The organism is Methanocaldococcus lauensis (assembly GCF_902827225.1).
Classification (GTDB): Archaea; AGJL01; Methanococci; order Methanococcales; family Methanocaldococcaceae; genus Methanocaldococcus; species Methanocaldococcus lauensis.
This window is the reverse complement of the sequence record NZ_LR792632.1, coordinates 124,737-145,326: the sequence shown is the minus strand read 5'-3', so window position 1 is coordinate 145,326 and position 20,590 is coordinate 124,737. Positions and strand designations below refer to the sequence as shown.

The window sequence follows — 20,590 nt, the reverse complement described above, 5'->3', positions numbered from 1 at the left end:
ATGAAAAAATTCTTAGAAAAAAAACTAAAGAAGATTGCTTATGAAAGAATTGACATATTAATGAGTTTAGCTGAAGAAGAGGCAAAAAAAGGAAATTGGGATAGGGTTAAGAGATATGTTTATTTAGCAAGAAGAATAGCTATGAAGATGAGAATAAGATTTCCTAAAAAATGGAAAAGAAGGATATGTAAAAAATGTGGAACTTTTTTATTGTATGGAAAAAATGCAAGAGTTAGAGTTAAAAGTAAAAGGTATCCTCATGTTGTTATAACATGCTTAGATTGTGGGGCAATATATAGAATTCCAATGATTAGAGAAAAGAAAGAGAGAAGAAGAAAGAAATTGGAAGAAAAATTGAAGGAAAAAAATAGTATGGTGGAAGAATGACAGGCAAAGTTATCTTAGTAGGAGCTGGACCAGGAGACCCAGAGCTGATAACAATAAAAGGTTTAAAAGCAATAAAAGAGGCGGATGTTATTGTTTATGATGATTTAATATCAAAAGATTTATTAAATTATGCTAAAAAAGATGCTGAATTGATTTATGTTGGTAAAAGGAAGGGGAAACATTCATTTAAGCAGGAGGAAATTAATAAAATATTAGTTGAAAAAGCTAAAGAAGGGAAATTGGTTGTTAGATTAAAAGGAGGAGACCCATTTGTTTTTGGTAGAGGAGGAGAAGAGATTTTGGAATTAAAGAAGCACAATATACCTTATGATATCATCCCAGGAATTACATCAGCTATAGCAGTTCCAGAAGTTGCTGAAATTCCAGTTACTCATAGAAAGGTCGCTACTTCATTTACAGTGGTTACTGGGCATGAGGCAGAGGATAAAAAAGAGAAACAGGTTGATTTAAGCAAGTTGAATGCAGATACTATAGTTATTTTAATGGGTATAACTAATTTAGAAAATTTAGTTAAAGAGTTGTTGCAAAATCCTAAAAGAAGCAAAGATACTCCTGTAGCAATTATAATGGAAGGAACTACTAAAAATCAAAAAGTTATTAAAGGGACTTTGGGAGATATTGTTGAAAAAGCAAAAAAAGAAAATGCAAGACCTCCAGGAGTTATAGTTGTTGGTGAGGTTGTTAATGTCTTAGATAAATAAAAAATATTCAATTTTTGTGATATAAATGATAAAGAATGTTGCTATAATCTATCCAAACAAATTTAAAGCTGGAATTTCTTGCTTAGCTGTTCATATTTTAGCCAAGCACTTATCTAAATTTAAAGATATAAATGTAAGTGTGTATTTCTTAGAAAACTATCACAAAATAAAAAATTTTGATGCAATTTTTATAACTTTGCAGTATGAAAATGATTACTTTAATGCAATAAAAATAGTTAAAGATTTAAGAAAAACTAATTCTAATGCAGTTTTTGTTGCTGGAGGGCCTTGTATAATGGAAAACTTTTATCCTATAGCTGAGTTTTTTGATGCTGTTATAGTTGGAGAGATTGAAGATAGCGATGTTATGCTAAAAGTGATAAATAGAGAGTTTGATACAGAGGGAGTTTATTCAAAACATATAGATAAAGATGTTGTTAAGAGGATATATCCAAAAAAATTAACCATAGATGATTATCCAATATATCAACCAACTTCTGAAGAAGGATCTTATGGAAAATCATTTTTGTTAGAGCTTGGAAGAGGCTGCCCAAGAAGATGTAGATTTTGCTTAGCAAGAGCTATATATTATCCACCAAGGTTTAGAAAACTTAATGATTTAATGTATTTGGCAGAAGAAGGAGTTAAAGTTAATAAAGTTAATAAGGTGGCATTAATAGCTCCATCAGTTGGAGATTATAAGTATATAGTTGAACTCTGTAACTTTTTGGACGATTTAGGAGTTCAAATATCTCCATCTTCTTTAAGGGCAGATACTTTAAATGAAGAACTAATGAAAATTTTAAGGCAAAAAACTTTAACTATAGCTCCAGAAGCTGGAAGTGAGAGACTGAGAGAATTTATAAAAAAAGATATTAAAGAGGGAGATATATTTAACGCGGTTGATTTAGCTAAGAAATTTGAAGTTAATAAGATAAAACTCTATTTTATGGTTGGTATTCCAACAGAAACAGAGGAAGATATTGAAAAGCTTATAAATTTAACAAAGAAGATAAAAAAAGAGATTAAAAAAGTTGAAGTATCAATTAATCCAATGATTCCAAAGCCACATACAGATTTTGAGATAGAGGAGTTTGATTTAACATCAAAGAAAAAAATTAAGTATATTGAAAAAAATCTAAGAAAAGAAGGAGTTAAAGTGGAGTATGAGAACTTTAATTCTATGATTTGTCAGTGTGTTTTAGCCAGAGGAGATGAAAATCTTAGTAATTATTTGGATGTTTCAAAAAATCCAACAAACTTAATTAGTGCATTAAAAAAAGATAAGTTATTGGATAAATACTTAGGGAAGATAGATAAAATGCCTTGGAAAAATATAGTTATCTAAAGTTTTTTGTTATATTTATTGTATTATAGTATTAGTGTATTATCTTCAACAATCTTAAACCCCGTTTCTCTATCATAATATTTTTCATCAATTTTATCCAAATGGTTAAATAAAATATTCTTTCCTTTTATACTATACTCTGGAACACTTATAACATACTCATAAAACTTCTTTTTTATTTCTAAAAATTTTTTTCTTCTTTCATAAATATTTTTTATTTCCATTATTGTCTTATATTCCCCCCAAACCTTTTCTGCTTCATCTTCAACACAAACAAACAAGTCAATAGATGGAGGATTTTCAATTAGCTTAAATTTATTATTAATTTCATCATATTTAAAGTTCTCAATTATTTTTAAGATTTCTTTTGATTTGTCCTTATAATTCCTCAATTTTTGGAAATATTTGATGTTTAATTTTAAAAATTCTCTTTCATCAATAACATCATACTTATTTAACAATTCCTCTGTCTTAGTTATAAGATGCTTTTCATAAATGTAAGAGGCATATTTCCTTCCTTTATCATCCACTAACTTAACAATATTTACTATTCCCCTTCTACCTTCATTATGTCTCCTTCCAGCAGTTTGATTTATAGCATCAAAAGGAGCAATATCTCTATAAATCACATCAACGCTTATATCAACTCCAGCCTCAATTAATTGAGTTGAAACAATAATCTTCCTATTCTTATTTCTGTTTATTTCTTTAATCCTATTTAATCTCTCTTTTGGATAGATGTTTGTTGATAAATAGTAAAAATCTCCCTCTAAATCCATTTCTTTTAATGCATTATAAATCTCTTTTTTGTTCTATTCATTTTGTTGAAGTATTCTTCTTTATTATCTAAGAGCTCTATATTATCTTCAAAAATCATTGGAAGTGTTGCTGTGCATAATATAAAGTAAATATTATATTCCTCTGCCAAAAATTTGAAGATTTTATTTATCGCATGCCAATATTTATAAGGAATTGCCTGTATCTCATCTAAGATAATTATTGAATTACTTAATGCATAAAATTTTTTTAAATTTTTGTTTTTGTTAGAAAATATACTATAAAAAAGTTGCATAAAAGTTGTAGTTATTATTTTTGAGTTCCATGTTTCTATTAAATGGAGAGATTCATCAACATCTACTTCTTCCTCCTCTATTTTATAAGAAATATCTGATAAGTGGTGATGTTTTAAAAGAATATCAGATGTTATTTGATTTTTTAAAGTTTTTTCTAATACTTTTTCTAAAACAGCATAATTTTGGTCTATGATACTTAAAAATGGTAGGCAATAAATTATTCTCATGTTAATGCCTTTTTCTCTTTTGATTCTATTAGCCAATTTTAATGCAAAATTGAAGATAGTTAAAGTTTTTCCCATTCCAGTTGGAGCATTCAAAGAGTAAATTCTATGATTCAAATCAATTTCATCAACCTTTTTATCTATTTCAAAAAACATTTTTGTTCTTAGATAGTCAATGTCATTTTTCTTTGGGAGATTTTTGATATAATTTTCAATGCTATATGGTAGTGTTGGATAGCTTTTTACAATTCTACCTTTAAATATTGCATCTTCTTTGTCAGAACATATTAACAACGAAAATAAATATAGGTAGAGTAAATAGAACTCATATTTTAGCTCATTATTTTCATCATACAAATCTTCATAAATATCCTCTAAATTATAAAATTTTTCTAAGATATTAGAAAAGTCATCTTCAATTACTGGTAAATTATTTTCTTTCAAAATATTGTTTATAAAATCAATGTCCAATGAGTTAAACTGCTCTTTTAGTAAGTCTTTATTTTCCTCTACACTACCTAAGTCGTGTATTGGATTGCTTATAAAGGAGTGGTGATTTTTAACACACAAAGAAAATAGTTGATAATAGTTATTTTTTATGTTGTAATTCTTTAGAAACTCTTCAATTACATAGTTTGTTAATAAAAATGAAATTGTAGAATATTTTTTTAAAGAATTTTTGACTTTTTCTCCTCTAATGTATTTTTGAAAGTAAATTGTTGCTTTTCCAAAATCGTGTGATAATGTTATGATTTTTAAAATTTCTCTTATTATTTCTCCTTCAAAATATTTTAATTTTGGAGGTTTGTATTTTTCCAATGCTCTATTTTTTGTATTAATCAGATGACTTTTTAAAGGATAATTTGGATGAGATAGTAGCATAATATCACCTTTAGCATAAGTTTTTATGTATTATTGTATTTAGTTTTTGTTATTGGATTTTTTAATATATATATTAGATTTTTTAATTTTACTTTCTTGCTTTTATAAAGGGGTTGTTTGGATTTGGTACTAGAAAAATGGTAAAAAGTAATACTAATTTTTTCCTATTAAAATTTAGATTTTTTATAGATTTTAGTTATTTGTTTTTATTTTATGTGTTTTAAGTTTGATTTTATTTTTAAAGATATAAAGATATAAAATAACTTTTAATTATTGAGATTTTTGTTCGTGGTTGTGCATTTTATTTATAAATAGTTAGCACAAACTTTCTTACTCTTATAAATACTTTGATAATCAGGCAGTCAGAAAAATCGAGTGTTAAAAGAAAGATTTATATAGGAGTTTGAATATAGAATAAGCAATAGTTGGTAGTGTTTAAATCGGTAGTCCATTAAAACAAGGATGGAAACTTGTTGGGATCAGGATGCATTTGTACTGCTCTCATTGGATGTTTGAATCGATAGTCTATTAAAATAAGGATAATAACTAAAATTAAATGGGGTATACCAATAGGGGCGAAGCCCCTATGGGTTTATTAAAACAAGGAATAACAAATAAAAAATAGAATACTCTGGGGGTATACCAATAGGGGGCTCCGCCCTATACCCTAAATTAAAAAAAGCAAGCTTAATATGGGAGGTATACCAATAGGAGGGTGAAACCCTCCTATGGGTTTATTAAAACAAGGATAAAAAATAGTTTTTCTAAAAAGGGGGAATTTCCAATAGAGGAGGTTTTGCCTTTCTATGGATTAATAAAAAACTTTTTTTGTTTTTAAAAACACTCTACCAATATTTTTAAATATTTTTAAAACCTATATTATAATTTTGGTGATACTGTGAAATCTAAAGTTAAGGTAACTTTAGAACTTCCTGCTTTAATATCAAAAAAAGAGGCAATAGAGATTTTAAAAAAAGAAGCATTAAAAAAGAAATTTAAAAAAACCAAATTATTTGAAAAATATTCAAAAAATAAAAATATTGCCTTTGAAATTGCTGAGTATGTTGAAAAGTATTTAAAGAAATATCATAAAAATTTAAATTTTAGTATATTATTAGATTACGATTTAGATGATGAAATGAACATAATTTGTGTTTTGGTTAAAGATATTGATTCAAATGAAAAAATTATAATTGAAAATAAGTTGTATTCTCTCATAGATTCTAAATTTGAGGATGCCCCTCTTTATAATGCAGTAATTATTATGAGGGAATACAATGAATAAAAAATTTAATGTAGATGAATTTAAAGAAATTGCTGAAAAACTTCCTAACTTTGAAACACTTCCAAAAGAAGGAAAATATAGAACTGCAATTGGAAGATACTATTATTCAATCTTTTTAACTCTTAGAGAGATTATATGGGATATAGATAAAAGAGAAGAACTTGAAAAATATTACACATCTGGATTAGTTCATAAAATAATTAGAATTTACTTATACAAGCTCTCAAAGATAATAAAAAGTCAAGAATTAATGGAAATATCCAATATGTTATACAATCTCCACAATTTAAGAAAACTTTCAGATTATAACATTATTCATAAAATAACAATAAAAGAAGTAAATGATGCTAAAGAATACGCTAATAAAATTCAATATTTATTAAATATTGTTGAATTTCAAAATGTTAAAGGCTTTGAAAATATTTTAAGGCATTTAAAAAAGATTGGGGAACGAGAGGGGGATAAATATAAGTATTTCCCAAAGATTTAGAAAAGAGGTTTTTAAGTTTGAATCCTTAGTCCAAAGATTCACTCCATAAAATAAGGAATAAAACAGATTCTCTACTAAATTATATAAAAACAATATTTTCATTTTATTGAAATTTTTTTCTTTACAATTTGTGCATTTTATTTATAAAATTATTGCATAATCTTTCTTACTTCTTATGAGCGTAGCGAATAAGTTTTAAAATTCCGTAAGGAATTTTAAGATTATAAATGGTTTGATAAATAGGCAGTCAGAAAATTCACCTAAAAAAAGAAAATTATATATAGGAGTTTGAGTATAAAATAAGCAATAGTTGTAAGGGTTTGAATAGGTAGTCCATTAAAACAAGGATACAAATTAAAAAAATAGAAATATATGCCAATAAAGGAAGCAAAGTCCTATCTATGGTATTCTAACAACACTTCCAAAGCCCTTAGAAACTTTTCTACCAATTCCTAAATAATTTGGAATATTAAAGTTAATTAAAAATTCTCCAAAAAAGCCAATAAACTTATTGCCTTTGTATTTAACAACTAAATCATTAAATTTTAAAAACTCTGCTTTTAGTTTTTCTTCAACAGTGTAATTTAAATACTTACTCATTGACAAAACATTTCCAACTAAAATCCTTTCTAACAGTTCTTTTTTTCCTTCATCATCCAACTCTTTATATTTTAAATAATTTTTCTCATTCAAAGCAATCCATGGAGAGATAAACTTATATTTTATCATCTCATCAGCAACTCCAAATTCTTCAAATTTAACCTTTGCATAACCATTTACAACCTTATAAACTTCCCCTTTCAAATTCAACTCTCTAATGTCTAAAATAATCTCTCCCAAAATGTTTATTCCTTCTTTTATACCAATTAAAACAGCATCTCCACTAATGATTTTATACTGTATTTTTGGATAGGTATAGACAAAACCATTCCCGCTATGATTATGCAACTCCACATAATTTTCTTTACCAAATATATTTAAAATATAACCTCTCAAAAATGGTGTTTGTGATTTTTTAAGTGGTTTATCTGTTTTTAAACGAACTATTAAAAGTGGAATTTGCACAATATCACCATAAAATAATTTAAGATATTTTATAAACTCCCTTTTATTATTTGGTATATATGCTCCACAAGCAAATTTATGCCTTCCCCCACTTCCATTTACTTTTTCAGAAGCGTATTTTATTGCTTTAGCTAAATTTACATTATCTGCAAAACATAAAAGTCTTGGACATATTGGTTTCATCCAATCTACTTCTTCAATAATCCTTCGATTGAGAATACTTCCTCATTTTTCTATCTTATTACACTGTTTTCATCCTTATTTTAATAAACCCATAGGAGGGTTCCACCCTCCTATTGGTATACCTCCCATATTAAGCTTGCTTTTTTTAATTATTTTTATTTTTATACAGGTTTCCATCCTTATTTTAATAAACCATAATCATTCAAGTAATAAAATATTCTCCCTTGGGTCTGCTTCAAAAACAATTTTGCCATCTTTAAATATTCTAACTATTCCACCACTTTGAGATACTGTAACGGCAATGGCATTTGTATTTTTTGTTATACTTGCTGCAGCTACGTGTCTCGCTCCTAATCCTTTTTTAATGTTAATATCTCCTTTACATTCTATAAGTCTTCCAGCAGAAACTACTTTTCCTTCGTCAGTAATTATAAATGCTCCATCTATTGATGAGAGTTCTTTTATAGTCCCTTTTACATTTTCATCAAAGATACTTGCATCGTGTCCTGCAAATGGATTTAATATTAAAGGTTTTGACATACTCATAACATTTAAAGTATCTCCAATAACAAATATTGTTCCTACATATTTTCCTTCTCTTCCCTCTCTCCCAATCTCCATAGCTAATTTTAAAATTTCTTTTAATGTTTTTTTCTGTTTTTCATCTAACTCTTCAAAGAGTTTATATAATTCTAACTCTTTTACGTGATCTTTCACATTAACAACCATTATAGTATCTAACTTACCAGGAACTTTTGGCTCTCCAACTACAGCTACAATTCTATAATTATCTTTTAAAATATTTAATTGAAGGGCATGAACTATCCCGCTACTTATTATCATGCATCTGTTGTCTTCTCTATGCTTAATATATAAAGGATAAACACTGTCAATATTTTCTTTGGTAATTTTTTTGTAAGTTGCTTTATTTGGAGTAGCTACAATTATTTTTAATTTTTTGTGTATATTCAAAATATCAAATATTTTTGTGTTATTGCTTTTTTTTAGTAGTTTTTTTAGTATTTCATAAGAGTTCCCAGTTTCTGTAAATATCATAAATGCATCTGCTTTAATGTCATGTGCTAACTCTAATCCATGCTTTATTATATACTTAGCAATCATAACTCCACCTTATTGTTTAGCATATCTCACTAATGCCTCAGCTATTTTTTTATCTGCATTTATTCCTAAATATTTAAAACCTTTAGTTCCAGGAGCAGAGTTTAATTCAATAACATAATAATCTTCTTTAGTTGGTAGAATATCTACTCCTAATATTATAGCCCCTGACAATTCAGCACATTTCAATGCTAATTCTTCGAGTTCTTCATCTATTTTTAATTCTTCAACATAGTTTCCTAAGTAAATATTAGTTCTAAAATCTCTGCTAACCCTCCTATATCCCCCTACAACTTCTCCATCAACAACTAATATTCTCATGTCTTTATATAAATCTCCTTCTTTAAAGTTAATAAATTCTTGTATTAATTTACCTTCCCATATAGCATTTTTTGTAAGATTTTTTAACTCATCAAAATTTCTTGCTATAAATACTCTTAAACCGCACTTTGAAAATGAATCTTTTATAACTACTGGAAAACTTAAATTGTATTTTTTTATAAATCTTACAGCATCTTCGTAATCTCTAATTAATGCTGTTTTTGGAGTAGGTATTTTATTTTTTGCAAGTAATTTAATACTTTTAAATTTATCTGAAGTTAAATAAATAGTTTTGAGAGAATTAACAAATTTATAACCTTCAATTTCTAAGGCATTTATAAATTGCCATGAGTAAAGAGTTAATCTGTCAAAATAACATCCAATTCCACATCTTGAATGAATTAAATCACAATCCAATTTAAAATCATAACTCATTAATGCTTCAGGATGAGAAAGTAAAAATATTTCCGCCTTATAACCCAATTTTTCAATTTCATTTTTTAAGTTCCAAACGCTACAACTCTTTCCTTCTGGAGATATGATTGTTATCTTTACCATAAACATCTCCTTAAAAATAAAATAGGCTTAATAAAGAATGTAGATTGTAGTATAATAATATCTATAAAAATTTTATGGTTGTTTATACTTTATGTGACGTCCAAATATAAGGAATAATAAGATAATTTTAGATAATTTTTTAACAATAACCTCATTTATGGTTCATTGCATTGTTTTGATTATTTAATTTTTACTTTAGAAAAATTAATAACATAGTGAGATAATGAAATCGTTAATTATTGACTGTTTAGCCTCTACAGACGGAAAAAGAGTTTTAGCGAGAGATGTCATAGGGGCGGGACCAAGAACTGTTAAAGGAATTTTACAAAATGAAGGTATTAACGCCAAAATTATACCAATAGAAGATTTAAACATTAATGAAACTAAAAAATACGATGTAATTTTTATCAGTGCAATGACATCAGATTTTAAATGTGTTAAAAGGTTAGTTGAAAAACTTAAGTTAAAAACTGACAGTAAAATAATTATTGGAGGTCCAATAGCTAATGATTTATATCTTTTAGAAAAAATAGAGGGAGATATTAGCATAGTAGGAGAGGGAGAGATTACTATAAGAGAACTGATAAAAAAAGATTTCAATGCTGAAGGAGTTAAAGGAACTACATACTGGGATTATGATAGTGATGAACTAAAAATAAATCCACTAAGAGAAATTTTAACTGATTTAAAGCTAATAACGCCATCAACTGAGATTAAAGATTACAAAAACTATTTTTCTGCAAGAGTATATGTGGAAGTTGTTAGAGGTTGTAGTAATTTTAAAAGACCTCTATTACTATGCACCAATAAAAAGTGTAATTTATGTAAAAATGGAACATTAAAATGTCCTTTAAATATAAATCCAGGTTGTGGCTTCTGCTCTGTCCCATCAGTTTTTGGTTATGCAAGGAGTAGAGATGAAGATGCTATCTTAATAGAGATAGAAGAGTTATTAAAAGAAGGTGTAAAAAAGATAGTTTTATCTGCTCCAGATTTTTTAGATTATCAGAGAGAAGAAAAGTTAATAAATCCATACTATCCAGAACCAAATTATGAGGCAATTGAGTCATTGTTATCTAAATGCAAAGAATTGGCTAATAAGTATAAGGCAAATATATTAGTTGAGAATGTAAAGGCAAATTTGTTTAATGAAAGAGTGGCAAAAATATTCAGTAAGTATCTAAAAACTTCAATATATATTGGCTGTGAGAGTGGAGATGAAGAACATTGTAAATTATTAGGAAGGCCATCTACTCCAAACGATGTTTTAAAAGCTGTAAAATTGGCAAAAAAATATAATTTAAAGGCACAAGTTTATTTTATTTACGGACTACCGGGAGAGAATGAAAGAACTGTAAAGAATACAATTAATTTTATGCACAAAATTAAAAATTACATTGATAAAATAACTGTCTATAAGTTTAGACCACTCCCAATGTCTGCATTTCAGAATTTTAAGCCGAACATTTCAAAGTATTCATTATTAATTAAAGAAACTGCCAACAAAATAAACTTAGAGATAAAGAAAAAATATATTGGAAAAATTTTGGAGGTTATAATATCAGAAAGGCACTTTAAAAACAAAAATGACGCTATTGGCTATCTCCCAGATAGTGGATTAATGGTTGTTGTTAAAAATGGATCTCAATATATTGGAAAAATAAAAAAAGTTAAAATAATTAAAGCTTATAAAAAATATTTAGAAGGGATATTGTGGGGGGATTAAGTTGCTTCCTGTTTTGTTATCTTTCGAAGGTAAAAAAATTGCTATATTTGGTTGTGGAGAAGTTGGAAAACGGAGAGCAAAAAAAATATTAAAAAATGGGGGCATTGTTGATATTTATTCTAAGGAATTTGATGAAGAAATTTTAAAGTTAAAAGAAAATAATAAAAACTTGAAGTTAATTAAAATAGATATTAATAAATTAAGTGATGATGATCTAAAAAACATTATAAGTAATTATGACTTTATTGTCTCTGCTATAAACGATGAAATTAATAAAAGAATAGTTAAAATTTCTAAGGAGTTAAATAAGTTCGTAAATTCTTCAACAAATGTTGAAGGAGTTAATTTTATAATTCCTGCATACACAGAAGTGGATGAAGTAATATTTAGCATATACACAAAAGGAAAAAGCCCTCTAATTGCAAAAAATATAAGAATTTTCGTTGAAAATTATTTAAAATCAAAAGATATTGATTTAATAGCAAATATTAGAGAATTTTTAAAAGAAAATTATCCAAATCAAAAGGATAGAAAAAAAATATTAAAAATGATTTTTGAAGATGAAAGATTTAGAGAAGAACTAAAAAATTTAATAAAAAAGTGGGAACGGGAGAAAAATGATAATATTAAAGGCAGATTATAAAAAATACAATGTCTCTGAGTTAGAAAAACTTAGATTTGATGAAGAGGAATTTTATAAGATGTTTGACAACGCTATACTTTTACAAACCTGTAATAGGGTAGAATTAATTTTTGACGCTGACAGTTTAGATGAAATTAAAGGAATTGAAAATATTGATTTAAAAAAATTTGACATTCTATATGGAGATGAAGCAATAGAGCATATTTTTAGAGTAGCCTGTGGCTTAGAGTCAATGATTGTGGGAGAAGACCAAATATTAGGACAGTTGAAAAATGCATATTTAAAGGCAAAAGAGAAAGGAAAAATATCAAAAAAATTAGAGAAGATAATTTTAAAGGCGATTCATACTGGGCAAAGGGCAAGAGTAGAAACAAACATAAATAAGGGAGGAGTTTCAATAGGTTCTGCGGCTGTTGAGTTGGCTGAAAAAATCTTTGGTTTAGAGGGAAAAAATGTTCTATTAATAGGAGCTGGAGAAATGGCTACTTTAGTTATTAAGGCGTTAAAAGAGAAAAATATTAAAGCTATAATTGTAGCAAATAGAACTTATGAAAAGGCTGAAAAATTAGCTAAAGAACTTGGAGGAATTGCCATAAATTTTGATAAATTGGAGGAGGCTTTGAGATATGCTGATATTGTCATCTCTGCCACTGGGGCTCCTCATCCAATTTTGAATAAAGAAAGATTAAAAAACGCTGGAAAGACAGTTATTATTGATATAGCGAATCCAAGAGATACAACAGATGACATCAGAGAACTACCAGATATATTTTTATTTACAATAGATGATTTAAGATTGGTGGCAGAGGAAAATCTAAAAAAGAGAAAGGATGAGATTCCAAAGGTAGAGTTAATTATTGAGGAAGAACTAAGAAATTTAAAGGAAATTCTCGACAAAATGAAATTTGAAAAAGTAATACAAGAATTTGGGCAGTATATTGAAAATATGAGAAAAAGAGAGGTAGAGAAGGCTTTAAAAATACTAAAAAATAAAAATAAGCCTGTTGAGGAAGTCTTAGATAACTTTTCAAAGGCTATGTGCAAAAAGATAATTTACGACGTAATAAAAATATTTGAAAACATTGAAGATGAAGAAATTTTTGAAAAGTTAGCAAAGCATTTAAAAAATGTTAATAACTGAAATTAATTTTATTTAACTCTTTTATCCATTCAATATTTCCCTTTAATACACATCTTGCAACAGATACAAAGTCAGAATATTTTAGCATCTCCAAGGCTTTATTTAGTGAATCAACAGAATTGTTTCCAATAATTATTTTATCTTTAAAATTCTCTGATAAGATTTTTAATGAGTTTAAATCTGCATAAGGATTTCCTGGATAAAAACAGTCAATGTGTAATCCATCAAAATAGTCTCTAACATAGTCTAAATTTTCTATTAATTTGCTTAAAGAAATATAATTTAATCTGATTTTTAAAAATATTGGTTTATTTAAATTATTCATTCTATATAAAAATTCTTTTAAAAGAGATTTGTTTTTCATTAACTCCTGCCCAATTCCTAATGAAGTTATCTCCTTCTGCCTACAATGGCAATTTAATTCTATAATATCAGCATATTTTGAGATAGTTAATAATCTATCATATGCTTCGTCTATATTGACAAATCTAACATTAACTGACACTAATGAATTACTATTTCTTGCCTTTTTTATTTCATTTATAATATAATCATTAAATTCATCCAAATCTATTACAAATTCTTTTCTTCCTCTTTTTTCCATTTTTATACTTGCCTCATAAGTTAAGGAATCTAAATTATATCCTCCAATTGTCACAATACCAAACAAACCCTTAAATTGCATACAAAAATCTCCATCAGTAATTCCAGCCATTGGAGCTAAAACAACTTTTTTATTTAATTTAAGTAGTTTATCAATTTTTTTCATTGTAATATTCACCTTTGTAATTCGCATAACTTTTTAGTTGATAAATTTTGTTCTATAATATCTTCTTGTCTTAAAACGCATATATTTTTATTTACTAACTTCATTCTTATCTTTTCTAATCCAATATCAGCCAAGTTTGAAGCATCCTCAGCAGTTTTTCCAATTCCAATTCCTGCCTTTAATTCAATATTGTATTTATTTTTAATTTTATCAAAAATTTTTAGGAAATCCTCTTCATCCATACCATTTGATGGAGCCATAAAGTTGTCTCCACCTATAAAAAACAGTAAAGCCTTATGTTTTAATAGTTCCTCCATAAGATATAATTTAACCTTATTTACATTTATATAAGTGTCATAAGCACTAACGATGTCTGTAAAGGTCCCAGTAATGTTGTTTATGTCAATATGGGCTATTTGAACGTATCCATCAACAACTAACTCATTGGCTACATCTAAAACCTCTTTTCTATTCTCGTCCTGAGCACTTCCATACTCTTGTAATGTTTCTGTTGCCAATTTTTGTGCCTCATAGGGTGTTTCTGCCGAAGCTATAGCCATACTAACAGTAAAAGGATACCTATTCCTTATACTCTCTTGAATTCTTTTATGAGTAATTAAATCAATTCCATTTGTTATAGCAATTAAGTTGTCAAATCTTGTATAAAATACAAGTCCTTTATGTGCTCCAAACATAAGATTTAAATCAGCATACAATCTACTCTGTAATGCCTGTAAGTCACTTTCTCTCCTTGGATTTGGAGTAACTGTCCAAGGTCCGTAATTGTCTATCTGAATAACAGTTATTTGAATCATCATCTCATCTCACATAATATATTTGGTGATAATAGAAATTTAAGTCTGTAACTTAATTATAACCTTTTCTAATTGTTAAATTGTAATTGATAAATTTATAAATAAAAATCTATAAGAATATTTTTGTTATTTTTGCACATCAATAGATATTGCCTGATCTGGACACTGTAATATACATAAGTTACATAATGTGCATTTATCAGCATTTACAGGGATTGGTGGATAGACACCTCTTTTATTTAATTTTTTTGACTTCTCATAAACTTTTTTTGGACATACTACAATACAAATCTCACAACCTTTACAAAAATCTTCGTTTATCTTTATATCCACCTTCATTTTTACCCTCCATCAAGTTTTCTTTAAATTTTAAATTAAATTTTAATATTATCCTGTTTTATTAAAGCTTCAATAACACTCTTTTTAACGGCTTTTGCTATCATCTCTCCCATCTTTGTATGTCCTCCAGTATAATCTACTCCTCTTCCAAAACCTTTAACAACAATTATATTGTCAGTTCCTGTTCCTGTGGCTAATAATTCAGGATGTTTGGTACTCCTAACATTCAATTCTTGGAATGCATTAGTTTTTGCCTCTGTAATGGTTATTATTGCCCTTGCCATAGCTCCATCTGTTAGATTAGCATTGGTTATTAAAATAATATTAACTGTCCCTATATTTTCTTTTGGAACTATCTTACCATCTACTATTTTGTATGTTTTAAAATCTTTTTCTATATAATCTGCCTCTTCATCTCCCAATCTAATTGCGTTATATTTTGCCCCAGCAGTGGTAAAGGCAATTACATAAAACTCATCAAACTCTTCTTTTGCAACTGCTAAATTATCCATATTAGCTCCAGTTGATAATAACGCTATCTCATCCTTTTTTATTCCAATAGTTTTTAAAATTTTACTTTCATAATCTTTATAGTGATGAACTTTATCCCAAAAAACCTCTGGAATTGAATGATTTCCAACATATTTTACTATCTTAAATCCTTCTCTTGTAGATAAAACTCTTCTTTTATTTTCAAATTCAATTATTAAGGTTTTTGTTTTTTCTACTAAACCATCAACTTCCACATTATGGGGAACTTTATATGCTCTCCAATCATCCATTGACAATACATTTTCTATCTCCATATACATCACTTTAAAAGTTCTTTTAAATTTTGTATGCATATATCTAAATCATTTAAACTTTTCTTTTGTAATTCAATCATTTTTATGGCGTTAATTCTTTTTAAATCTTTCTTAAAATCATTAAAGTTGATTTTTCCTTTTCCAATACATAGATGTTCGTCAAACTCTCCATTATTGTCGTGGATATGAATATGAGCAATTAAATCAGACAGCTCTAAAAAATTTTGGATATTATTATTTAAAAAAGAGTGACCTATATCAAAAGTTATTTTTAACTCATCTAAATTTTCTATAATTGATTTTTCTGGATGTCTAAACATAAACATATCATAAGAGGGCATATTTTCAATAGTTATCTGTATCCCATACTCTTCTTGAATTTTATTTAATTCCTTTAAACTTTTTATTAAAGATGATAAAGATTTATTGTAGTCACTTTTAAAAACAGAATATCCAGGATGTAAAACGATTAATTTAGCGTTAATATCTATTGCACACTTTAAAATATCTATAACAAACTCTAAACTAACTTTTCTTATTTTTTCTCTATATGATGATATATTTAGATCTGTTATAGGACAGTGTAAAGTATATCTTAAATTATAAGATTTTGTTATTTCGATATTTTTATCTGACATTATATTTAAATTTCCATCGCAACCTAATTCAACATACTTAACCTTTTTCTCTAAGATATTTAAGGATTTCTCTAAATTTTTATCAGTATCTAAAAATATACAAGTCGAAACTCCAATCTTCACATTCTCCCTCTCTATACTTTTACAAAAATTAAATTTAAGTTAATCTTAAATTAAACATTACTTTAATTAATACTTCAAATATTCAATAAATAACTATATAAATAATCTTCTGAAATACATCATCTTAATTATACGAGGTGAGTAATAATGATACAAAGATGCATTAAGTGTGGAAAAACTTACGATGTGGATGAAATAGTTTATACTTGTGAGTGTGGTGGATTGTTAGAAATTGTTTATGATTATGAAGAGATAAAGGATAAAGTTTCAAAAGAAAAATTTAGAGAAAGGGAAATTGGTGTTTGGAGGTATTTAGAATACTTACCAGTAAAAGATGAAAGTAAAATTGTAAGTTTATGTGAAGGAGGGACTCCCCTATATAGATGTAAAAACTTAGAGAAAGAGCTTGGAGTTAAAGAACTCTATGTAAAGAATGAGGGGGCTAATCCTACAGGAAGTTTTAAAGATAGAGGGATGACTGTTGGGGTAACAAGAGCTAATGAGTTAGGAGTTGAAGTTGTTGGTTGTGCATCAACAGGAAACACATCAGCATCTTTAGCTGCATATTCAGCAAGATGTGGAAAAAAATGCATAGTTTTATTACCAGAGGGGAAAGTGGCATTAGGTAAATTAGCTCAGGCTATGTTTTATGGAGCTAAAGTTATACAAATTAAAGGAAACTTTGACGATGCCTTAGATATGGTTAAACAGTTAGCAAAAGAAAAATTAATTTATTTATTAAATTCAATAAATCCATTTAGATTGGAGGGACAAAAAACAATTGCATTTGAGATTTGCGACCAACTAAATTGGCAAGTTCCAGATAGAGTTATTGTTCCAGTGGGAAATGCTGGAAATATTTCAGCAATATGGAAAGGATTTAAAGAGTTTGAGATGACTGGAATTATTGACAAACTTCCAAAAATGACAGGTATTCAAGCTGAAGGAGCTAAGCCAATTGTTGAAGCATTTAGAAAAGGGGCAAAGGATATAGTTCCATACAAAAATCCAGAGACAATTGCTACTGCTATAAGAATTGGAAATCCAGTAAATGCTCCAAAAGCATTAGATGCTATATATTCATCAAATGGCTATGCTGAGGCAGTTACTGATGAAGAGATTGTAGAGGCACAAAAATTATTAGCAAGGAGAGAAGGAATTTTTGTTGAACCAGCTTCAGCCTCTTCAATAGCTGGACTTAAGAAGTTGTTAGAAGAAGGGATTATTGATAGAGATGAAAGAATTGTTTGTATAACAACAGGACATGGATTGAAAGACCCAGATGCTGCTATAAGAGCGAGTGAAGAGCCAATAAAAATTGAATGTGACGTGGAAATTTTAAAGAAATTATTGAAGGAATTATAATATATATCATAAAAGTATTTATTATACTTCGAATCTTTTTTATTTTTAAAAATATATAGGTGAGAATAATGGAAAAGATAATAAAAGGAAGAGTTTGGAAGTTTGGAGATAACATAGATACAGATGCTATATTGCCAGCAAGATACTTAGTTTATACTAAGCCAGAGGAGTTAGCACAGTTTGTTATGACAGGGGCTGATCCTGACTTTCCAAAAAAAGTTAAACCTGGAGATATAATTGTTGGAGGAAAGAACTTTGGTTGTGGTTCAAGTAGAGAGCATGCACCATTAGGATTAAAAGGGGCTGGAATTAGCTGTGTTATTGCTGAAAGTTTTGCAAGAATATTTTATAGAAATGCTATTAATGTAGGTTTGTCTGTAATTGAATGTAAAGGAATTTCAGAGAAAGTTAATGAAGGAGATATTTTAGAGGTTAATTTAAAAACTGGGGAGATCAAAAACTTAACTACTGGAGAAGTTCTACAAGGAAACAAACTTCCAGAATTTATGATGGAAATCTTAGAGGCAGGTGGATTAATGCCATATTTAAAGAAGAAGATGAAAGTAGAAGGTTAAATAATAATGGATAAAAGTTCAACAAAATTATTTTTTCTTTTTAAATTAGTTTTTAAATTTCATTAATAGCATTAAGCTTAGCATTTAAGTTTTTTTAAAGGTGGATAAAATGATAAGTGATAGAGTAAAAAAAGGGCTAAAAAGAGCTCCAAATAGAAGTTTGTTAAAGGCTTGTGGATACACGGATGAAGAATTAGAAAAACCTTTTATTGGAGTTGTTAATAGCTTTACTGAAGTAGTTCCAGGACATGTACATTTAAGAGACATTGCTGAAGCTGTAAAAAAAGGAATATATGCAAATGGAGGAACTGCCTTTGAATTCAACACAATGGCAATATGTGATGGAATAGCTATGGGTCATGAGGGGATGAAGTATTCTTTACCTTCAAGAGAGATTATTGCTGACACTGTAGAGAGTATGGCAAAAGCCCATGGATTTGACGGCTTAGTTTTAATACCAAGTTGTGATAAAATAGTTCCTGGAATGATAATGGGAGCTATAAGAACTGGATTACCATTTATAGTTGTTACTGGAGGTCCAATGTTTCCTGGAGAGTTGAGAGGGAAAAAATATGATTTAATTAGTGTATTTGAAGGGGTTGGAGCTTGTGCTGCTGGGAAAATTACAGAGGAAGAACTTAAAGAAATTGAAGATATTGCCTGTCCAGGGGCTGGAAGTTGTGCGGGTTTATTTACAGCAAATACAATGGCTTGTTTAACTGAAGCTATGGGTTTGTCTCTTCCTTATTGCGCAACAGCTCATGCAACAACAGCAGAAAAGATAAGAATAGCTAAGAGAAGCGGGATGAGAATAGTTGATTTAGTTAGAAATAATATAACTCCAGATAAGATATTAACTAAAGAGGCATTTGAAAATGCAATATTAGTTGATTTAGCTTTAGGAGGTTCAACAAACACAACCTTACATATCCCAGCAATAGCAAATGAAATAAAGCCAAAATTTATAACGTTGGATGACTTTGATATGTTGTCTGACGAAGTGCCACATATTGCATCTTTAAGACCTGGTGGAGAACACTTTATGATTGATTTACATAGAGCAGGAGGCATTCCTGCAGTATTAAAGGTTTTAGAAGAGAAAATAAGGAAAAACTGTCTAACAGTTAGTGGAAAGACCCTTGGAGAGATAATTAATGAAGTTAAATATATTGATTATAATGTTATAAGACCAATTGACAATCCAGTCCATGAAACAGCTGGTTTAAGGATATTAAAAGGTAGTTTGGCACCAAATGGAGCAGTGGTTAAAATAGGTGCTGTAAATCCAAAGATGTATAAACATGAAGGGCCTGCAAGAGTATTTGATAGTGAGGAAGAGGCTGTTGATGCAATATTAAATGGAGAGATAGAAAGAGGAGATGTTGTAGTTATTAGATATGAAGGTCCTGCAGGAGGGCCTGGGATGAGAGAAATGTTAGCTCCAACTTCAGCAATATGTGGAATGGGTTTAGATGATTCAGTAGCATTAATTACAGATGGTAGATTCAGTGGAGGTAGTAGAGGGCCCTGTATTGGGCATGTTTCACCAGAAGCTATGGCTGGAGGACCAATAGCGATAGTTAAAGATGGAGATATAATTAAAATAGATATGATAAACAAAAAATTAGATTTAGATTTGGATAAAGATGAGATAAAAGAAAGATTAGCTAAATGGAAAAAACCTGAACCAAAAGTTAAAAAAGGTTACTTGGCAAGATATGCTAAACTTGTAACATCAGCTGATGAAGGAGCTGTATTGAGATACTAAACATATACAGAACGAATAGTAACGGAGACTGTTTTCCATTTCCATAGCATATTATAGCATTTAACAACTTAATTTATATAAACCGATATCTATGGAAATTTCATCGAGAATGCCAATCTCTCTGCCATAAGTTCATTGGACTTCCAGGCTGAACGGAGACAGACCGTTCTGGTTCTCCGCTACTGGAAGAAATTGTAGCGAAGAACCTTCCAGCCTCCTAAGTTC

At 28.4% G+C, this 20,590-nt stretch carries 21 protein-coding genes; 11 read left to right on the top strand and 10 right to left on the bottom strand.

Annotated elements, in window-relative coordinates; all coding sequences use genetic code 11:
* Genes KMP69_RS00825 through KMP69_RS00815 form a run of 3 tightly spaced genes read left to right on the top strand, consistent with a single transcriptional unit; the run spans window position 1 to window position 2,457 of the window.
* The gene (locus KMP69_RS00825; protein ID WP_214400091.1) at window positions 1–387 is read left to right on the top strand and encodes a ribonuclease P protein component 4; all 387 of its coding nucleotides are present in this window, start codon (window positions 1–3) and stop codon (window positions 385–387) included.
* Window positions 384–1,109 (top strand): uroporphyrinogen-III C-methyltransferase, encoded by a 726-nt coding sequence (cobA, locus tag KMP69_RS00820; RefSeq protein ID WP_214400090.1) that lies wholly within the window; start codon window positions 384–386, stop codon window positions 1,107–1,109. The genes KMP69_RS00825 and cobA overlap by 4 nt, the downstream gene beginning before the upstream one ends.
* Window positions 1,110–1,134: 25 nt before the next feature.
* Complete coding sequence (locus KMP69_RS00815) at window positions 1,135–2,457, top strand: B12-binding domain-containing radical SAM protein (protein WP_214400089.1); 1,323 nt, start codon at window positions 1,135–1,137, stop codon at window positions 2,455–2,457.
* 23 nt (window positions 2,458–2,480) lie between these two features.
* Here the strand turns inward: KMP69_RS00815 and KMP69_RS08065 are convergent, their stop codons facing one another.
* Together KMP69_RS08065 and KMP69_RS08060 are read right to left on the bottom strand one after the other, a co-directional pair.
* Window positions 2,481–3,236 (bottom strand): helicase, encoded by a 756-nt coding sequence (locus tag KMP69_RS08065; protein ID WP_250543606.1) that lies wholly within the window; start codon window positions 3,234–3,236, stop codon window positions 2,481–2,483.
* Window positions 3,237–3,241: 5 nt separating this feature from the next.
* Window positions 3,242–4,636, bottom strand: a complete 1,395-nt coding sequence (locus KMP69_RS08060) for a CRISPR-associated endonuclease Cas3'' (RefSeq protein WP_250543605.1) — start codon at window positions 4,634–4,636, stop codon at window positions 3,242–3,244.
* Window positions 4,637–5,534: 898 nt separating this feature from the next.
* Between KMP69_RS08060 and KMP69_RS00805 the strand changes: the two genes are divergently transcribed.
* Together KMP69_RS00805 and KMP69_RS00800 are read left to right on the top strand one after the other, a co-directional pair.
* Window positions 5,535–5,921, top strand: a complete 387-nt coding sequence (locus KMP69_RS00805) for a hypothetical protein (RefSeq protein ID WP_214400088.1) — start codon at window positions 5,535–5,537, stop codon at window positions 5,919–5,921.
* Window positions 5,914–6,411, top strand: coding sequence for a hypothetical protein (locus KMP69_RS00800; RefSeq protein WP_214400087.1), 498 nt, complete (start codon window positions 5,914–5,916; stop codon window positions 6,409–6,411). The genes KMP69_RS00805 and KMP69_RS00800 overlap by 8 nt, the downstream gene beginning before the upstream one ends.
* Before the next feature lie 399 nt (window positions 6,412–6,810).
* Here KMP69_RS00800 and KMP69_RS00795 read toward each other — a convergent pair whose 3' ends face one another.
* The 3 genes from KMP69_RS00795 to cofF all read right to left on the bottom strand — a co-directional run bounded on the left by KMP69_RS00795 (window position 6,811) and on the right by cofF (window position 9,657).
* Entirely contained in the window at window positions 6,811–7,476 is a 666-nt protein-coding gene (locus KMP69_RS00795) for a CRISPR-associated endonuclease Cas6 (protein ID WP_214400706.1), read from the bottom strand.
* A gap of 381 nt (window positions 7,477–7,857) precedes the next feature.
* Window positions 7,858–8,781: a diadenylate cyclase gene (gene dacZ / locus KMP69_RS00785; RefSeq protein WP_214400086.1), complete on the bottom strand. Its 924-nt coding sequence runs from the start codon at window positions 8,779–8,781 to the stop codon at window positions 7,858–7,860.
* A 9-nt stretch (window positions 8,782–8,790) separates the two neighbouring features.
* Window positions 8,791–9,657, bottom strand: coding sequence for a coenzyme gamma-F420-2:alpha-L-glutamate ligase (gene cofF, locus KMP69_RS00780; protein ID WP_214400085.1), 867 nt, complete (start codon window positions 9,655–9,657; stop codon window positions 8,791–8,793).
* A gap of 223 nt (window positions 9,658–9,880) precedes the next feature.
* Between cofF and KMP69_RS00775 the strand changes: the two genes are divergently transcribed.
* From KMP69_RS00775 to hemA, 3 genes are read left to right on the top strand one after another with little or no spacing between them, the layout of a single operon-like run.
* Window positions 9,881–11,383, top strand: a complete 1,503-nt coding sequence (locus tag KMP69_RS00775; RefSeq protein WP_214400084.1) for a B12-binding domain-containing radical SAM protein — start codon at window positions 9,881–9,883, stop codon at window positions 11,381–11,383.
* A 1-nt stretch (window position 11,384) separates the two neighbouring features.
* Complete coding sequence (locus tag KMP69_RS00770; RefSeq protein ID WP_214400083.1) at window positions 11,385–12,026, top strand: precorrin-2 dehydrogenase/sirohydrochlorin ferrochelatase family protein; 642 nt, start codon at window positions 11,385–11,387, stop codon at window positions 12,024–12,026.
* The gene (gene hemA, locus KMP69_RS00765; protein WP_214400082.1) at window positions 12,001–13,167 is read left to right on the top strand and encodes a glutamyl-tRNA reductase; all 1,167 of its coding nucleotides are present in this window, start codon (window positions 12,001–12,003) and stop codon (window positions 13,165–13,167) included. Before KMP69_RS00770 ends, hemA begins: the two co-directional genes overlap by 26 nt.
* On the opposite strand, the gene KMP69_RS00760 is transcribed toward hemA, so the two are convergent.
* The 5 genes from KMP69_RS00760 to KMP69_RS00740 all read right to left on the bottom strand — a co-directional run bounded on the left by KMP69_RS00760 (window position 13,157) and on the right by KMP69_RS00740 (window position 16,657).
* Complete coding sequence (locus KMP69_RS00760) at window positions 13,157–13,936, bottom strand: MJ0144 family RNA dihydrouridine synthase-like protein (RefSeq protein WP_214400081.1); 780 nt, start codon at window positions 13,934–13,936, stop codon at window positions 13,157–13,159. The two genes, hemA and KMP69_RS00760, sit on opposite strands and share 11 nt — an antisense overlap.
* 8 nt (window positions 13,937–13,944) lie before the next feature.
* Window positions 13,945–14,751, bottom strand: coding sequence for a GTP cyclohydrolase III (locus tag KMP69_RS00755; protein ID WP_214400705.1), 807 nt, complete (start codon window positions 14,749–14,751; stop codon window positions 13,945–13,947).
* 126 nt (window positions 14,752–14,877) lie between these two features.
* Complete coding sequence (locus KMP69_RS00750) at window positions 14,878–15,084, bottom strand: 4Fe-4S dicluster domain-containing protein (RefSeq protein WP_214400704.1); 207 nt, start codon at window positions 15,082–15,084, stop codon at window positions 14,878–14,880.
* A 41-nt stretch (window positions 15,085–15,125) separates the two neighbouring features.
* On the bottom strand, window positions 15,126–15,896 hold the full coding sequence (locus KMP69_RS00745) for an adenosylcobinamide amidohydrolase (protein WP_214400080.1): 771 nt from the start codon (window positions 15,894–15,896) through the stop codon (window positions 15,126–15,128).
* Between the two features lie 5 nt (window positions 15,897–15,901).
* The gene (locus tag KMP69_RS00740; RefSeq protein WP_214400079.1) at window positions 15,902–16,657 is read right to left on the bottom strand and encodes a sugar phosphate isomerase/epimerase family protein; all 756 of its coding nucleotides are present in this window, start codon (window positions 16,655–16,657) and stop codon (window positions 15,902–15,904) included.
* 147 nt (window positions 16,658–16,804) lie between these two features.
* Between KMP69_RS00740 and thrC the strand changes: the two genes are divergently transcribed.
* The 3 genes from thrC to ilvD all read left to right on the top strand — a co-directional run bounded on the left by thrC (window position 16,805) and on the right by ilvD (window position 20,365).
* Complete coding sequence (gene thrC / locus KMP69_RS00735) at window positions 16,805–18,022, top strand: threonine synthase (RefSeq protein ID WP_214400078.1); 1,218 nt, start codon at window positions 16,805–16,807, stop codon at window positions 18,020–18,022.
* Between the two features lie 68 nt (window positions 18,023–18,090).
* Window positions 18,091–18,597 carry an Isopropylmalate/citramalate isomerase small subunit gene (leuD, locus tag KMP69_RS00730; protein ID WP_214400077.1) on the top strand — a complete coding sequence of 169 codons (507 nt, stop codon included), beginning with the start codon at window positions 18,091–18,093 and terminating at the stop codon, window positions 18,595–18,597.
* Between the two features lie 109 nt (window positions 18,598–18,706).
* Entirely contained in the window at window positions 18,707–20,365 is a 1,659-nt protein-coding gene (gene ilvD, locus KMP69_RS00725; RefSeq protein WP_214400076.1) for a dihydroxy-acid dehydratase, read from the top strand.
* Window positions 20,366–20,590 lie beyond the last annotated feature (225 nt).

What these genes read in the sequence shown, in the direction of transcription:
- ilvD (WP_214400076.1), top strand. Translation starts at nt 18,707, where the DNA reads ATGATAAGTGATAGAGTAAAAAAAGGGCTAAAAAGAGCTCCAAATAGA.
- KMP69_RS00815 (WP_214400089.1), top strand. Translation starts at nt 1,135, where the DNA reads ATGATAAAGAATGTTGCTATAATCTATCCAAACAAATTTAAAGCTGGA.
- cobA (WP_214400090.1), top strand. Translation starts at nt 384, where the DNA reads ATGACAGGCAAAGTTATCTTAGTAGGAGCTGGACCAGGAGACCCAGAG.
- KMP69_RS00760 (WP_214400081.1), bottom strand. Translation starts at nt 13,936, where the DNA reads ATGAAAAAAATTGATAAACTACTTAAATTAAATAAAAAAGTTGTTTTA.
- KMP69_RS00775 (WP_214400084.1), top strand. Translation starts at nt 9,881, where the DNA reads ATGAAATCGTTAATTATTGACTGTTTAGCCTCTACAGACGGAAAAAGA.
- KMP69_RS08060 (WP_250543605.1), bottom strand. Translation starts at nt 4,636, where the DNA reads ATGCTACTATCTCATCCAAATTATCCTTTAAAAAGTCATCTGATTAAT.
- leuD (WP_214400077.1), top strand. Translation starts at nt 18,091, where the DNA reads ATGGAAAAGATAATAAAAGGAAGAGTTTGGAAGTTTGGAGATAACATA.
- KMP69_RS08065 (WP_250543606.1), bottom strand. Translation starts at nt 3,236, where the DNA reads ATGGATTTAGAGGGAGATTTTTACTATTTATCAACAAACATCTATCCA.
- KMP69_RS00745 (WP_214400080.1), bottom strand. Translation starts at nt 15,896, where the DNA reads ATGGAGATAGAAAATGTATTGTCAATGGATGATTGGAGAGCATATAAA.
- KMP69_RS00800 (WP_214400087.1), top strand. Translation starts at nt 5,914, where the DNA reads ATGAATAAAAAATTTAATGTAGATGAATTTAAAGAAATTGCTGAAAAA.
- dacZ (WP_214400086.1), bottom strand. Translation starts at nt 8,781, where the DNA reads ATGATTGCTAAGTATATAATAAAGCATGGATTAGAGTTAGCACATGAC.
- cofF (WP_214400085.1), bottom strand. Translation starts at nt 9,657, where the DNA reads ATGGTAAAGATAACAATCATATCTCCAGAAGGAAAGAGTTGTAGCGTT.
- KMP69_RS00825 (WP_214400091.1), top strand. Translation starts at nt 1, where the DNA reads ATGAAAAAATTCTTAGAAAAAAAACTAAAGAAGATTGCTTATGAAAGA.
- thrC (WP_214400078.1), top strand. Translation starts at nt 16,805, where the DNA reads ATGATACAAAGATGCATTAAGTGTGGAAAAACTTACGATGTGGATGAA.
- hemA (WP_214400082.1), top strand. Translation starts at nt 12,001, where the DNA reads ATGATAATATTAAAGGCAGATTATAAAAAATACAATGTCTCTGAGTTA.
- KMP69_RS00755 (WP_214400705.1), bottom strand. Translation starts at nt 14,751, where the DNA reads ATGATTCAAATAACTGTTATTCAGATAGACAATTACGGACCTTGGACA.